Origin of the sequence: Novosphingobium subterraneum, from assembly GCF_000807925.1 — a bacterium.
GTDB classification, from domain to species: domain Bacteria; phylum Pseudomonadota; class Alphaproteobacteria; order Sphingomonadales; family Sphingomonadaceae; genus Novosphingobium; species Novosphingobium subterraneum.
The window spans coordinates 1-14093 of sequence record NZ_JRVC01000006.1; the positions used below are offsets into that span (position 1 = coordinate 1).

19 protein-coding genes are annotated in these 14093 nt (G+C 64.8%); 8 read left to right on the top strand and 11 right to left on the bottom strand.

Annotated elements, in window-relative coordinates; all coding sequences use genetic code 11:
• Positions 1-262: NAD-dependent epimerase/dehydratase family protein (locus tag NJ75_RS07130; protein WP_039332956.1), on the bottom strand; the 262-nt coding region annotated here is incomplete at its 3' end.
• Positions 263-381: 119 nt separating this feature from the next.
• On the opposite strand from NJ75_RS07130, the gene NJ75_RS07135 reads away from it, so the two are divergent.
• The 4 genes from NJ75_RS07135 (at position 382) to NJ75_RS25300 (ending at position 3033) form a co-directional block, all read left to right on the top strand.
• Complete coding sequence (locus NJ75_RS07135; RefSeq protein ID WP_052242164.1) at positions 382-1056, top strand: DUF4136 domain-containing protein; 675 nt, start codon at positions 382-384, stop codon at positions 1054-1056.
• A gap of 81 nt (positions 1057-1137) precedes the next feature.
• Positions 1138-1731 (top strand): DUF4136 domain-containing protein, encoded by a 594-nt coding sequence (locus tag NJ75_RS07140; protein ID WP_039333304.1) that lies wholly within the window; start codon positions 1138-1140, stop codon positions 1729-1731.
• Positions 1728-2858, top strand: coding sequence for a M14 family metallopeptidase (locus NJ75_RS07145; protein ID WP_039332958.1), 1131 nt, complete (start codon positions 1728-1730; stop codon positions 2856-2858). The genes NJ75_RS07140 and NJ75_RS07145 overlap by 4 nt, the downstream gene beginning before the upstream one ends.
• Before the next feature lie 43 nt (positions 2859-2901).
• A complete protein-coding gene (locus NJ75_RS25300; protein ID WP_255527758.1) occupies positions 2902-3033 on the top strand; it encodes a hypothetical protein in 132 nt (43 codons plus the stop codon).
• Between the two features lie 53 nt (positions 3034-3086).
• On the opposite strand, the gene NJ75_RS07150 is transcribed toward NJ75_RS25300, so the two are convergent.
• Both NJ75_RS07150 and arsC read right to left on the bottom strand, forming a co-directional pair.
• A complete protein-coding gene (locus NJ75_RS07150) occupies positions 3087-3743 on the bottom strand; it encodes a hypothetical protein (protein WP_039332961.1) in 657 nt (218 codons plus the stop codon).
• A gap of 290 nt (positions 3744-4033) precedes the next feature.
• Positions 4034-4375 (bottom strand): arsenate reductase (glutaredoxin), encoded by a 342-nt coding sequence (gene arsC / locus NJ75_RS07155; protein WP_039333306.1) that lies wholly within the window; start codon positions 4373-4375, stop codon positions 4034-4036.
• Positions 4376-4563: 188 nt separating this feature from the next.
• Between arsC and NJ75_RS07160 the strand changes: the two genes are divergently transcribed.
• On the top strand, positions 4564-6651 hold the full coding sequence (locus tag NJ75_RS07160; protein WP_236727087.1) for a TonB-dependent receptor: 2088 nt from the start codon (positions 4564-4566) through the stop codon (positions 6649-6651).
• A gap of 53 nt (positions 6652-6704) precedes the next feature.
• On the opposite strand, the gene NJ75_RS07165 is transcribed toward NJ75_RS07160, so the two are convergent.
• Positions 6705-7214 carry a (2Fe-2S)-binding protein gene (locus NJ75_RS07165; protein WP_039332965.1) on the bottom strand — a complete coding sequence of 170 codons (510 nt, stop codon included), beginning with the start codon at positions 7212-7214 and terminating at the stop codon, positions 6705-6707.
• 32 nt (positions 7215-7246) lie between these two features.
• Positions 7247-8011, bottom strand: a complete 765-nt coding sequence (locus NJ75_RS07170; protein ID WP_039332968.1) for a class II aldolase/adducin family protein — start codon at positions 8009-8011, stop codon at positions 7247-7249.
• A 28-nt stretch (positions 8012-8039) separates the two neighbouring features.
• Here NJ75_RS07170 and NJ75_RS07175 point away from each other — a divergent pair, with 28 nt between their 5' ends.
• Positions 8040-8690 (top strand): SOS response-associated peptidase, encoded by a 651-nt coding sequence (locus NJ75_RS07175; RefSeq protein WP_052242201.1) that lies wholly within the window; start codon positions 8040-8042, stop codon positions 8688-8690.
• Between the two features lie 3 nt (positions 8691-8693).
• On the opposite strand, the gene NJ75_RS07180 is transcribed toward NJ75_RS07175, so the two are convergent.
• From NJ75_RS07180 to NJ75_RS07205, 6 genes are all read right to left on the bottom strand, one after another.
• Positions 8694-9389, bottom strand: coding sequence for an HPP family protein (locus tag NJ75_RS07180; protein WP_039332969.1), 696 nt, complete (start codon positions 9387-9389; stop codon positions 8694-8696).
• Between the two features lie 154 nt (positions 9390-9543).
• Positions 9544-10083, bottom strand: a complete 540-nt coding sequence (rpsI, locus tag NJ75_RS07185) for a 30S ribosomal protein S9 (protein ID WP_039332972.1) — start codon at positions 10081-10083, stop codon at positions 9544-9546.
• 2 nt (positions 10084-10085) lie between these two features.
• Positions 10086-10565, bottom strand: coding sequence for a 50S ribosomal protein L13 (gene rplM / locus NJ75_RS07190; RefSeq protein WP_039332974.1), 480 nt, complete (start codon positions 10563-10565; stop codon positions 10086-10088).
• A gap of 167 nt (positions 10566-10732) precedes the next feature.
• Positions 10733-11041 (bottom strand): hypothetical protein, encoded by a 309-nt coding sequence (locus NJ75_RS07195; protein WP_039332976.1) that lies wholly within the window; start codon positions 11039-11041, stop codon positions 10733-10735.
• Between the two features lie 76 nt (positions 11042-11117).
• Positions 11118-11444, bottom strand: a complete 327-nt coding sequence (gene cutA, locus NJ75_RS07200) for a divalent-cation tolerance protein CutA (protein WP_039332978.1) — start codon at positions 11442-11444, stop codon at positions 11118-11120.
• Positions 11441-12505, bottom strand: a complete 1065-nt coding sequence (locus NJ75_RS07205; protein ID WP_052242166.1) for a COX15/CtaA family protein — start codon at positions 12503-12505, stop codon at positions 11441-11443. The genes cutA and NJ75_RS07205 overlap by 4 nt, the downstream gene beginning before the upstream one ends.
• A gap of 132 nt (positions 12506-12637) precedes the next feature.
• Between NJ75_RS07205 and NJ75_RS07210 the strand changes: the two genes are divergently transcribed.
• Positions 12638-13009, top strand: a complete 372-nt coding sequence (locus NJ75_RS07210) for a MerC domain-containing protein (protein ID WP_039332980.1) — start codon at positions 12638-12640, stop codon at positions 13007-13009.
• Between the two features lie 43 nt (positions 13010-13052).
• Positions 13053-14048, top strand: coding sequence for a sulfur carrier protein ThiS (gene thiS, locus NJ75_RS07215; RefSeq protein ID WP_082013311.1), 996 nt, complete (start codon positions 13053-13055; stop codon positions 14046-14048).
• The last annotated feature ends 45 nt before the right edge of the window (positions 14049-14093 follow it).

The following is a 14093-nucleotide window of genomic DNA, read 5'->3' on the forward strand; positions in this document are numbered from 1 at the left end:
TCGAAACCGATTCGGGCACGACCACGGAACCGGCAAAATGCATGACCGCGCGCGTACCCTGTTCGGCAAAGATGCGCCCCAGAAGGTCGGCATCCTCGATATCGCCTTCGTAGAACGGCACATCATCGGGCACGGCGAAGCGGAAGCCGGTGACGAGATTGTCGATCACCGCGACCGGATGGTCCGCGTCCCTCAGCGCCAGCACGGCGTGGGCGCCGATGTAGCCTGCGCCGCCGGTGACGAGAACGGGAACCTTCGACATTGGCAATTCGCTCCGCTCTGGCGCAGGTTTCGTTGCTCCCGCGCGTTCATGGTTGCGACAGCGCGGGCGATTTACACGTCCGGCCGGGTCGCGCCTCACCCCTTACGGGAAAATTACGAATGAAAGCCAAACCGATCTTGTCTGCCGTCGCATTCCTTGCTGCAAGCTCCAGCGCGTTTGCCCAAGCCATGCCGCCGGGCAGACGGTGGGACCAGCCGATGGACCAGCGCATCGGGCGGCAAAACGGGCGGCAGAGTGCCGAGCCTTCGCGCAAGGTCGAGGTGGAGGCATTCCAGGCCGCCGATGCGGCATCTCTTCTGGGCAAGGGGCCGATCACCGTCGCCGCTGCCGAAGGCGCCGAGGCCGAATGGAAGCTGCCGGTCTATGAAGCCGCCGTCGTCGATCAGTTGGCCAAGCTTGGCTACGAAACGGCCGTGAACGGCGCGGAAGGCGGACAGATCGCGCAGATCGGCATTCGCCACGAGCAGGTCGTGCCCGAGGAAGCCAAGCGCAAGCCGGTTTCGGGCGCGATGGAGGTGGGCGTTTCCAATCGCGGCAACTACACCGCGATGGCGCTCAACATCGACCTGACCAAGGCGAAGAAGGCCATCGTCGCAACCCGGCTCGACGTGCGCATCCGCGACAAGGCGAGCAATCGCGTGCTGTGGGAAGGCCACGCCGAAGCGCAGACGCGCGAGGACGACGATGGCCTGAACAATGGCGCAGTTGCGGCAAGGCTGGCCTCGGCGCTGTTCGCGAAATTTGCCGATGCGCAGGTGGTTCCGGCGAGCTGACTGGAGCAGGTGTGCCAATTGGCATTGCGGTGAAATCCGCGGCGTAGCACCACCTGCGCCATGATCATGGGACGCAGAATGATGAAACGCCTTGTAGCCGCAATTGCCCTTGCTGCCCTGATGGCAACGCCCGTCAAGGCCAAGCCCGCACCGATCGAGGTCACGCGGTTTCACACCGCGCAGACGCTGCCCCGGCTGAAAGGCGCGGCGGTGATTGTCGAGGCGGCGCCGGGCAGTGACCGATCCAGCCTGGAAGATCAGGTCTGGCTTGCCGCGGTACAGAAGGAACTGTTTGCCAGCGGTTTTGGCAGCGCCACGCCGGGCGCCGCCGATGCCGTGGCCGAAGTGCGCGTCGACCGCGAGGTGCTCAAGCGCGAGAGGCAGCGCGGACCGGTGAGCGTCGGCGTGGGCGGATCGACCGGCAGCTATGGCGGCGGCGTGGGGCTGGGTGTCGGCATCAATCTGGGCGGAGGGCCGAAGGACTACGTCGTCACGCGCCTGTCGGTGCGCATCCGCGACCGCCGGACCGGCGAGGCGCTGTGGGAAGGCCGTGCCGAAAACCGCGAGAAGGCCAAGGCGAAGGAAGCCGACCCGGCGCTTGCCGCACCTCGCCTGGCGCATGCCCTGTTCTCGGGCTTCCCCGGCACGTCAGGGGATACTATCACTGTCAAATGACAGATATCCGCATCAATGCCGCGTTCGATTCCGGCAACATCGAAGTGCTCCAGGTTTCGGGCGCGCGTGCGAAGCTGGCGATCCGCAAGGACCGCGAATCAGAGTTCTTCCAATGGTTCCACTTTCGCGTCGACGGGGCTGCGGGGCGTGAGCTGGAGCTGAAGATCACCGGACTTGGCAATTCCGCCTATCCGGGTGGCTGGCCGGGGTATCGGGCAGCCTTCTCTGAAGACCGCGAGTTCTGGGGCCGGACCGAGACCAGCCATGATCCGGGCGAGGACGGCGGGACGCTGACCATCCGCCACACGCCCGAGGCTGGCACCTGCTGGTTCGCTTATTTCGCGCCCTATTCGATGGAGCGGCATCACGATCTGGTGGCGCAAACGGCGGCGCTGCCGGGTGTGACCCATCGCTGCCTTGGCACCAGCATCGAAGGCCAGCCGATCGACTGCCTCGAGATCGGCGAAGGCCCGAAGCAGGTCTGGCTCTATGCCCGCCAGCATCCCGGCGAATCGATGGCCGAATGGTGGATGGAAGGCGCGCTCGAACTGCTGACCGACCCTGCCGACCCACATGGCCGCAAGCTGCGCCAGCTCTGCCGCTTCCACGTGGTGCCCAACGCCAACCCGGACGGATCGTGCCGGGGGCACTTGCGCACCAATGCCGTGGGCGTGAACCTCAACCGCGAATGGCACGAGCCGACGCCGGAGCGTTCGCCCGAAGTGCTGGCAATCCGCAATGCCATGGACGAGGCCGGCGTGGACTTTGCCATGGACGTGCACGGCGACGAGGCGATCCCGCACGTGTTCCTTGCCGGATTCGAAGGCATCCCTTCGTGGACCGACGAGCTTGGCGCCTCCTACGAACGCTACCGCCGCATCCTGGAACGCCGCACCCCCGATTTCCAGACGCGGCGCGGCTATCCCATCGCCGCGCCGGGCCGCGCCAACCTGACGATGTCGACCAACCAGGTCGCCCACCGCTTCGGCTGCGTGGCAATGACGCTGGAAATGCCGTTCAAGGACAACGACGACCTGCCCTGCAAGGAACAGGGCTGGAGCCCGGAACGGTCGAAGCTGCTGGCGCGCGATTGCCTCGCCTCGCTGCTGGAGTGGCTGGAGGGTTAAGCCCTTTACCCAAAGTTAAGAGATGAGGGCGCATGGCTCGAGCATGGCCCGCACCATCGCCCTCATCCACGCGCCCCTCGCCGACTTCTCGGCGGCTGAACTGGCGCGCAAGGCGATCGTCCTCGGCTGCGCCGCTGCGCTGATCATGGCGGGCAAGCCGTTCCTGTTTTTCTGAGCTAGCACTGCCCAATCTAGGTCAAGTGGCAACGCCTGTGACCGCTCGCCGCTCTAGTCACGAAGCTCCAGAACCCGCTTTACCGCAAACCAAGTACCCCAATCGAAGGGTGCATCGCTCAGAGATCCGGACAGAGTCTCCGCAACCAAACTCATCAAATCGGCGTAGTGGCTCATGCACGCCGCATTTCCGGATCCACCGACGACTGCCCGCTCCCGCCATCGCTCGAACATGAATCCTGTACCGTCGACGCACTGGAATGCTTCGCCCCTGTACCTACCCACTTTCCGGTCAAACACATCCAAGAACAGTTTTGCCTGGCCTTTGCTAAGCGAGAAGCTTCTCTCGTATGCTGGCCCCGTCCCATCATATGCAATCGCGTAGATTGCGCCTTTGGCAGTGCCATCTAAGCGACGGTCCAACGAAATCTTGTACCGCCAGCGAGGCCATTCCGACAGAACCAGCCGCAAGCCGCCATTCGCTTCCGGGTCGAGACTATGGCGCTTTTCAAACTCACGAATGATCTTCAGATCCGCATCGTGCCATTCATCGCCAAGGACGAACTGGCGCTGTTGGGTTGTTCGGCTGTATTGGCGGTACGATTCATCCAGAACAAATAGTCCGACACCGTAGAGCACGATTGCGGCGGCCAAGAAGACAGTAGCGACGACGACGATCTTGCGAACCGATCTGTCGTTAAACTTGATCATGGCCGGGAGCTAGCCGCAAGTCAGCCAAGGCGACAATAGGGTTTGTCGAAGCTGGGCAAGAAGACCTTCAAGGTTGCGACAGGTTCCTTCGGAAGATCGCCGTCGCCCGGTGTTCGACATGGGGCTGCGCTCATTCTGCGATTATGCGCTCGGCATGACGGCTCAACAGGCGCGGCAAGATTCGCGGGAGTCTGCGAGGGGCGTCAGAAGGGAGCCAGGCCCCGTGTCGAGCACGGGGCGACGAGGGGTTTGGGGCTGGTTGGAGCGGGTAGGCTCAACCGCCGCTCCCCCTACAATATCTCCAGCACCTTTTCCTTCGGGCGGCACAGGCGGACGCCCTTTTCCGTCTCCACCAGCGGACGCTCGATCAGCTTGGGTTCGGCGGCCATGGCGGCCAGCACCGTCGCGTCATCGGCTGAGGGCAGGCCGCGTTCCTCGGCGTCGGTGCCACGCAAGCGCAGGCCCTGCTGTGGGGTGAGGCCGGCATCGCGGTAGAGCTGGGCGAGCTTTTCGGCACTGGGCGGGGTCTTGAGGTATTCGACCACCGTCACCTCCGCGCCCGCATCCTGCAGCATCGCCAAGGTGTTGCGCGAGGTGCCGCAGTTGGGGTTGTGCCAGATCGTTGCCTTCATCGCTGCCTCCTGCGTGTTCGATGCAAGCCTCATAACCCCGCGAGCACTGGCTGCAACGCCCGCGTTTTGACGCAGGTCAATGTTATTGCGAAAAATTCGCAAGAAACCCCTTGCAAGTGCGATTGACTCGCAATACTCGCCCTCTTGCGAATGATTATCGCAAACACGTGATCGTTAAGGGGACTACCGTGAACCGTCTTTCCAGCCTGCTGCTCGCCGGAACCGTGCTGATGCCTTCTGCCGCCTTTGCAGAAGATCTGGTGCCCGCAGATGCCGCGCTGGAGGCCGATGGAACCAACACCGTGATCGTCGTGACCGGCACCGCCGACGGCTATCGCCCGGTCGATGCCAATGCGGTGAAGACGCCGACCCCGCTGGTCAACGTGCCGCAGACCATCACCGTGCTTACCCGCGAGCAGCTTGACGACCAGGGCATCACCCAACTGGGCGATGCACTGCGCTATGTTCCGGGCGTGGTGCTCGGCCAGGGCGAGGGCCATCGCGACCAGATCAACCTGCGCGGCCAGAACACCACTGCCGACTTCTACCTCGACGGCCTGCGCGACGACACGCAGTATTACCGCTCGCTCTACAACATCGAGCGGGTCGAAGTGCTGAAGGGCGCCAATGCGCTCCTGTTTGGCCGTGGCGGCGGTGGCGGCGTGGTCAATCGCGTCAGCAAGACGCCCGACCTTGACCGAACCAAGGGCGAGGCCAGCGCCAATGTCGACAGCTTCGGCGCCTTTGCGCTGGCCGCCGACTGGAACCAGCCCCTCACCGAGACTGTCGGCGCGCGCTTCAACGGCACCTACGAGGAATTCGACAACCACCGCCAGGACTTCGAGGGCCGCTTCATCGGCGTGAACCCGACCATGGCCTTCCAGCCCGGCGAGAAGACCCGCATCGAGTTGTCCTACAACTATGACGACGACCGCCGTACCACCGACCGCGGCGTGCCCTCGGTAAACGGCAAGCCGCTGACCGGCTATGACGATACCTTCTTCGGCCGCTCGGACGTCAACATTGCGACGGTTGTAGCGCACATCGCGCAGGCCCGCCTCGATCACGAACTGGCCGATGGCCTCAGCTTCAACGTGCTGGGCCAGTACACCCACACCGACAAGTATTACGGCAACGTCTTCGCCGGCAGTGCGGTGAACGCTTCGAACCAGCTGACGCTCTCGGGCTATTCCAGCGCCAACGTGCGCGAAAGCTGGGTCGGGCAGACCAACCTTGTCTGGGAAGGCCGGACTGGCGGCATCGGCCATACCGTTCTGGCCGGTCTCGAGGTTTCGAGCCAGGACACCTCGAGCCTGCGTTCCGACCCGATCTTCAGCGGCTCCACCACCGTGACACTGGCCAAGCGCCTGACCATCCCGGCGGTGACTTTCGCCGCGCCCAGCCGTTCGACCTTCAGCCGGGTCGATACCTGGTCAGCCTACTTCCAGGACCAGATCGAGCTGGCCTCGTTCCTGCAGGTCGTGGCAGGGGTGCGCTTCGACGAATTCAGGATCAGCGCTGACAACCGCATCGCCACGACCACGGCCGCGCGCACGGACCGCAAGTGGTCGCCGCGCTTCGGCGTGATCGTCAAGCCGCAGGAGAACGTAAGCTTCTATGGCAGCTTTACCCGCACCTTCCTGCCACAGTCGGGCGACCAGTTCGGCTCGCTGGACGCCACGCAGGCGACGCTGGCACCGGAGGAGTTCGAGAACCTCGAGGCAGGCGTGAAGTGGGACGTGAACCCGAACCTCGCCTTCACAGCGGCGGCCTACCAGCTTGACCGCGAAAATTCGCGCTTCAACAACCCGGCCACCGGCTTCCCCGAGCTGTCGGGCAAGACCCGCGCCAAGGGTGTGGAGCTTTCGCTCGCCGGCCGCGTGCTGCCGCAGCTGCAGGTGAGCCTGGGCTATACGCTGCAGGACGGCGAAGTGCGTTCGCGGACCACGGCAGCTCTGCCCGGCACGCGGCTGGCACAGCTGCCGCGCCACCAGGCTTCGGCGTGGGCCCGCTACGACGTGAGCGACAAGCTGGGCCTTGGCGTGGGTCTGACGCACCAGTCGAAGAGCTTCACGACGATCAGCAACGCGGTAACGCTGCCGGCGTTCACGCGGATCGATGCCGCGGTATTCTATGACCTGTCGGAGAACCTGTCGGTCCAGCTCAATGTCGAGAACCTCACCGACACCGACTATTTCCCCTCGGCGCATACCGACAACAACATCTCCACCGGCGAGCCGATCAATGCCCGCCTGACGGTGCGCGCGAAGTTCTGAAACACCCCAGGCGCTCTCCCATTCCCCCCTCGCGAGGGGAGGGCGCCACCCCTTCAGCCTGCGCCGGGCGCCACGATCGCCGGTGGCGGAGCGGCGCTGATCGTCTCCTCGCCGCGCATCACGCGGGCGGCGCGCTGGATCGCGCGGGTCAAGCGCGGATAGACGCCGCAGCGGCAGATGTTGGTGATGGCGCGGCCGATATCCTCGTCGGTCGGGCTGGCGCTGGTGGTGAGCAGCGCGGCCGCAGCCATGACGATGCCCGGCGTGCAGAAGCCGCACTGGATTGCCTGCTCGGCCACCAGCGCCTGCTGCACCGGGTGCGAGCGGTCACCCGACAGGCCTTCGATGGTGGTGACGCTGCGGCCCTCGGCCTCGCCCAGCGAGAGGGTGCAGCTGGGCATTGCCTGTCCATCGACGATGACCATGCAGGCGCCGCATTCGCCGGTGCCGCAGCCGTACTTGGTGCCAGTGAGATTGGCCGCATCACGCAGCGCCCAGAGCAGCGGGGTATCGTCCTCGAGACGGTACTGCACGGGCTGGTTGTTGACGGTGAGGCGGGCCATGGCCTCCGCTTAGCGCGCCGCCACCGCTTCAATCAATCCCGCCAGCTGCGGTCGATCCTGTCGATGCGGCGGGTCCATGCGGCGAAGTCCGCCTCGCCGACGCGGCCGCCGGCATTGACCTGGCCGAGATCGCGCTGGTGGACCTTGATCACGTCCTCACCGACGTGGATCGGCGGGCGGCCCATCGAAAGCGTCGCCATCTGGATCTCGCAGGCGCGCTGCAGGCTCCACTGCGTGATGAACATCTGCTGCAGTGTCTGGGCCAGCACCACCGGGCCGTGGTTGCGCAGCATCAGCACGCGCTTGTCGCCAAGGTTGGCCAGCAGGCGCTCGCCCTCTTCGGCGCGGACGGTGACGCCCTCGAAATCGTGGTAGGCGAGCTGCCCAATGAAGTTGCAGGCGTAGAAGTTGATCGGCATCAGCCCTTCTTCGAGGCTGCACACCGCCATCGTCTCGGTCGTGTGGACGTGGCTGATCGCGTGGGCCCAGGGCAGGTGGCGGTGGAAATAGGCGTGCTGGGTGAAGCCCGCCTGGTTGACCGGATAGGTGCTGTCATCCAGCTTGTTGCCGTCGATGTCGATCTTGACGAGGTTCGAGGCAGTGACCTCGCTGTAGAGCAGGCCGAACGGGTTGATCAGGAACGCGCCTTCCTGATCCGGCACTTTCAGCGAGATGTGGTTGTAGATCGATTCGGACCAGCCCAGGTGGTCATAGATGCGATAGCAGGCGGCGAGTTCCTGCCGGGCATGCCATTCAGCGTCGCTGCATTCGATATTCGGCCGCAAATGGGTGGCCATGGCGCTCTCCCGCACATATCTGGTTGTTATGTGCAACTTGTATCGCATGACCAGCAACGTGCAAGCCATCGCGCAGATGTTCGCGCCGGTGGCCAATGCGCAGGTCAATCTGCCCGCCTTTTCCGAAATCTACCCCGATGCCGAAGCGCCCGTGCTGATTGCGCGGGGGCCGACGCGCAGGCTGGGCACGATGCGCTGGGGCTGGCCGCCGTTCGGCGAAGTGAAGCGCCCGGTGACCAATATCCGCAACCTCGCTTCGCCAATGTGGCGGGCAGCGCTGGAGGACCCGAACCGGCGCTGCCTCGTACCCGTCACGGCCTTCTCGGAGTGGTCGCAGACGCCGGACCCGGACACGGGACGCAAGCGCAAGCACTGGTTCGCCCTGAAGGAGCAGGAGTTGTTCGCCTTCGCAGGGCTGTGGCGTCCGACAGCGGAGGGGCCGCACTTTGCCTTCCTTACCTGCGGGGCCAATGCCGTGGTCGGGCGGGTCCATCCCAAGGCGATGCCCGTCATCCTCGGCACGGCGGAAGCCGCGCACCAGTGGCTGACCGCCCAAGGCGATGCGGCGGTGGCGATGCAGCGGCCCTATGCCGACGCGGCGATGGTGGAAATAGAGGTAGAGGAGAACGCGCCCGCTCCGTCGGCGCCGCGCAAGCCGGAACAGCCCAGCCTGTTCTGACGCCTACTTGTGATCATCCTCCCAGCGTCGCAGCACGCGGCGTTCGACCGCGCGGAACAGCGCGTCGAGATCTTCCGGAGCGACGTCGAGCACTTCGTCCCAATCTTCCAGGACGGCATCGAGGTCCGCACGCTCGTATGTGCCTGCCCATGTGCCCTTTGGCATGGGTGGTGCCTGAAGCGGAATGTGCGGCCATGGGTGGCCAGTGAAGTTGTTATAGAGCCACCCTGCGAAGACCAGTCCCAGCAGATTGGCGAGGAGCGGCAGAAGAAGCCCGATTGCGCTACTGGCAGGGTTAGTTGCCGCAAGCGCGCCGAGGATGGCACAGGCGCCGCCGGGTGGATGAAGGCAACGGGCCAGTGTCATCGTGGCGATCGCCATGCCCACCGCGAGGCCTACCGCAGTCAGCTGATCGCCGACCAGATGGCCTGCGGCAAGGCCGGTTAGCACAGCAACCATGCTTCCGCCGAGGACTGACCATGGCTGCGCGAGAGGGCTGGCAGGAACCGCGAAGACCAGCACCGCCGATGCACCGACAGGCGCGACGATCCATGGCGACTGCGGAGTGCCGGGGAGAAGTTTGCCGGCCACTGCTGCCAGCGCCACGCCGAAGAGCGCACCCACAGCGCCACGCGCCCAGCCGAGGCGTCCGCCGAAGCGCAACTGCCCCCATGCTGCGGGGCGCGGCAGCCTGATCATCGCGCAAGGTCCCCTCTCGTCCGCGCATGCGATGCGACGGTGGAATGCTGCAGGCAAGAAAAAAGGGGCTGGCCCGGAAGCCAACCCCTTGTTTCTGTTCTGCCTTGCAGCCGAAGCGCGATCGGCGCTTCGAGAACTGCCCGCCGAAGCGCGATTAGCGCTTCGAGAACTGGAAGCTGCGGCGGGCCTTGGCCTTGCCGTACTTCTTACGCTCGACGACGCGCGGGTCGCGGGTCAGGAAGCCGGCAGCCTTCACGGCGCTGCGCAGTTCGGGTTCGAACTTCGACAGGGCCTGGGCGATGCCGTGCTTGACCGCGCCGGCCTGGCCCGAGAGGCCACCGCCCTTGACGGTGCAGACGATGTCGTACTGGCCTTCGCGACCGGCGACTTCGAACGGCTGGTTGATCACCAGACGCAGAGTCGGACGGGCGAAGTAGACTTCCTGGTCACGGCCGTTGACAGTGACCTTGCCCGAGCCGGGCTTGAGCCACACGCGGGCCACGGCGTCCTTGCGGCGGCCGGTGGCATACGAACGGCCCTGCGCATCGACTTCGCGAGCGCGGATCACGGCAGCGGGGCCGGTGCGGACAGGAGCGGCTTCACCAGCCTCGGCCGGAGCGGCAGCCACGGGAGCAGCAGCGGTCAGGTCCTTGAGGTCGGCGAGGCTCGACACGGTGTTTTCGGTTTCGGCCATGATTATGCACCCACCTTGTTCTTGCGGTTCATCGAGGCGACGTCGAGCGCCACCGGCTGGGTGCCGCCATGCGGGTGCTCGGCACCGGCATAGAGGTGAAGGGCGCGCATCTGCGCACGGCCGAGCGGGCCGCGGGGGATCATGCGCTCAACCGCCTTTTCAAGCACGCGCTCGGGGAAGCGACCACCGAGGACCTTGTCCGCGGTGACTTCCTTGATGCCGCCGGCATAGCCGGTGTGCTTGTAGTAGGTCTTGTTCTTCAGCTTGTTGCCGGTGAACTTGACCTTGTCGGCGTTGATCACGACAACGTGATCGCCGCAATCGACGTGCGGGGTGTAGCTCGGCTTGTGCTTGCCGCGCAGATGGTTGGCAATGACGACGGCGAGACGGCCGACAACCATGCCTTCGGCATCGATCAGATGCCAGTTCTTCTCCACCTCGGCCGGCTTGATCGACCGGGTGACCTTGCTGAGAGCCTTCATGGCTACGGGTTCCCTGGATATTCGGTGCGTCGATCCGGGCGAGAATCCGCTACTTCACGACGAAGGAAGCGCGCCTTTGTTGCAAATGCCCGCGAGAGTCAAGCAAACTGCGGGTTTTCCGAGAGGTAAAATAATACCTCTTCCAATCTGCTGCTTTGCGACGCGCCTTATTGATCACCAAACTTTAGTACCAACCTGAAGGCAAGCGGCGCAAAGATCGCAGGAATGACGCTCGGCAGTCCGATGGCGCTGCTTGTGAGGAACCAGAGTGCAAGGGTGCTCGCCAGTACGGCAATGGCCGAAGCACTTACGCTCCATGGCCAAGGATGCACCCGGATTGGATCTGCAAATACTACCCCGAACACCGTCGCCAATGCGAGAAAAGGCAAACCCGAGAGAAACAGAAGCTTGGCGAGCCAAAGTCCTTCCCGACCCATGACAAGGATTGGAAGAAACGCAGCTGCATATGCGGCCATCACAGCGAGCAAGACGAGAACTCGATTGCGCATTGTCGCAGATAACATCGTCTTGCGGCGACGACACAACGAATATTCATGGCAGAAGAGGCCCGCACTCTGCCCCCAGCCAGCCCAGCGTGGCCACTCCTGCCGCATCGCAGCGCCACCCGGAGATCGCGGGCGCATCGTAGGGATGGAGCGCTTCGAGGCGCGCCACGGCGGCATCCAGCAGGTCGGCGCGGGTCTTGAACAGGACGGCAACTTCGCTGCCCTTCCCCCGCTCGCCGTTCCAGCGATAGAGCGAGCGGATGGCGGGGAGGATGTTGGCGCAGGCGATCAGGCGCTCTTCGAGTAACTGACCTGCCGCCGCCTCGGCGCTCTCGACGTCGCCGAAGGGGCACCAGATCAGCGCGGCGGTCATTGCGCGCCTTGTTTCGGGCGGCCGAGGATGTGGGCGCACCATACTGTGGTGGCGACGAGCAGCGCGCCGACCAGCTGGTGCAGCACACCGAGCCACAGGGCGACGCCGCTCCATACGGTGAAGATGCCGAGCAGGACCTGTGTGCCAAAGACCGAGTGGAGGACGACAGAAGCCTTGCGGTCCGTTTTGCGCAGCTTCCGGGCGACAACGACCAGCATGGCGACCAGGCCCCAAGCCCACCAGCGGTGGATGAAGTGGACGAGGAATGGATCGGACAACAGCGCGTGGCCTGCGCCCAGTGCCCAGTCGATGCCATCGGGATAGACCTTGCCCTGCATCAGCGGCCAGGCGTCCCAGTTGAACCAGCCGCCGCCGGCCGAAGTGCCTGCGCGCAGGCCCGCTACCAGCGCGCCGTAGAACAGTTGCAGCACCAGCATGATGAGCGCGAGCAGACCTATGCCATGCAGGCGTGAGCGACCCTCGCCCTTGCCGAGCGCGATCAGATCAAGCGCGGTCCACACGAGGCCTGCAAGCGTGAACAGCGCGACCAGCAGGTGCGTGGCGAGGCGGAAGTGGCTAACCTTGACGTCGTTGACGATGCCCGACTTGACCATCCACCAGCCGACCGCACCCTGCAGTGCGCCCAGTGCCAGCAGCGCGAGCAGCCGGGGCTTGTAGCCTTCAGGGATGCGCCGCTTGATCCAGAACCACGCGAGCGGCGCTGCAAACACGAGGCCGATGGTGCGGGCGAGCAGGCGGTGGACCCATTCCCAGAAGAAGATGAACTTGTAGGTCTCGAGCGTCATGCCCGCCGGACCGTTGACCAGCTGGTACTGCGGCGTGGCGCGATAGGCGTCGAATTCGGCCTGCCACTGCGCCTCGGTGATCGGAGGGAGCGTGCCGCTGACCGGCTTCCACTCGGTGATCGAGACGCCCGATTCGGTGAGGCGGGTGATGCCGCCGACCACGACGATGGCGAGGACCATGAAGGCGACGATGAACAGCCAGCGCGAGAGCGCAGTGGCATCGTTTCGCAGCTTGGGCGTGACGCTGTTAGTCATGGCTCCCGCCCCTGCTCCCGCCCTCCTCGAATCGCAAGAGCGATTGTCGGGCAGTACCGTAGACATTCGGACAGGAGAGAATTTCGCCACATCGCCTTGTGTGATGTAACATTGTAACATATATGAGGCTGCATGAGTGATGCCCTGCTTGCCTTGCGTGCCCGGCTTGACCGGATCGGCGTGCTCCTTTCGGGGCTGTGCCTGATTCACTGCGTGGCGGGGCTGTTCCTGGTCGGGATGCTGGGCATCGGCGGCGGGGTGCTGCTGAACCCGGACATACACCGCTGGGGCCTCGCCTTCGCGCTGGTCATCGGCGCGGCGACGATCGGGATCGGCGCGCTGCGTCATGGACGCTTGCTGCCATTGGCCATTGGCGGGTCGGGGCTGGCGCTGATGGGCGCAGCCGTTGCAGTTGGCCATGGCGATGCCGAAGTGGCGCTGACGGTGGGCGGCGTGATCCTCGTGGCAGTGGCGCACGTGATCAACATGCGCGCCTCTCACTAAGGCCATACTTGCACCCTGCCCCCGCGTCGCTAAAGCGGGCCGCATGACTGGAATGCTCTCCCTTGTCGTCAACGGCGAACCCCGCCGGGCCGCGCCCGGATCGATCGCCGATCTGGTGCGCAGCCTCGAACTCGAGCCGACCAAGGTTGCGGTCGAGCGCAATGGTGAGATCGTGCCTCGCTCCACGCTGGGCGACGTGGCGATTGCCGAGGGCGACGTTCTGGAAATCGTGCATTTCGTAGGTGGAGGACAAAGCGACGTGACGGATTCAAGCGATACCTGGACCGTTGCCGGCCGCACCTTCCGCTCGCGCCTGATTGTCGGCACCGGCAAGTACAAGGACTTCGAGCAGAACGCCGCCGCAGTCGAGGCCTCGGGCGCGGAGATCGTCACCGTGGCGGTGCGCCGCGTCAACGTGTCGGACCCCAAGGCGCCGATGCTGACAGACTATATCGATCCCAAGAAGATCACCTACCTCCCCAACACTGCCGGGTGCTTCGATGCCGAAAGTGCGATCCGCACGCTGCGCCTGGCGCGCGAGGCGGGTGGCTGGGATCTGGTGAAGCTCGAAGTGCTGGGCGAGGCACGCACGCTCTATCCCAACATGATCGAGACGATCCGCGCCACCGAAGTGCTGGCCAAGGAAGGCTTCCTGCCGATGGTCTACTGCGTGGACGATCCGATTGCGGCCAAGCAGCTCGAGGATGCGGGCGCCGTGGCGGTCATGCCGCTGGGCGCGCCGATCGGTTCAGGCCTCGGCATCCAGAACAAGGTGACGGTGCGGCTGATCGTCGAAGGGGCCAAGGTGCCGGTGCTGGTCGATGCCGGCGTGGGCACGGCTTCGGAAGCGGCCGTGGCGATGGAACTCGGCTGCGACGGCGTGCTGATGAACACCGCGATTGCCGAAGCCAAGGACCCGATCCGCATGGCCCGGGCGATGAAGCTGGCAGTGCAGGCCGGGCGCGATGCCTATCTTGCCGGACGCATGCCAACGCGCAAGTATGCCGATCCAAGCAGTCCGCTGGCGGGATTGATCTAGGTTCCGAGGCACTGCGCCCCAGCCTTCGCGGGGGCGCAAGTCCGA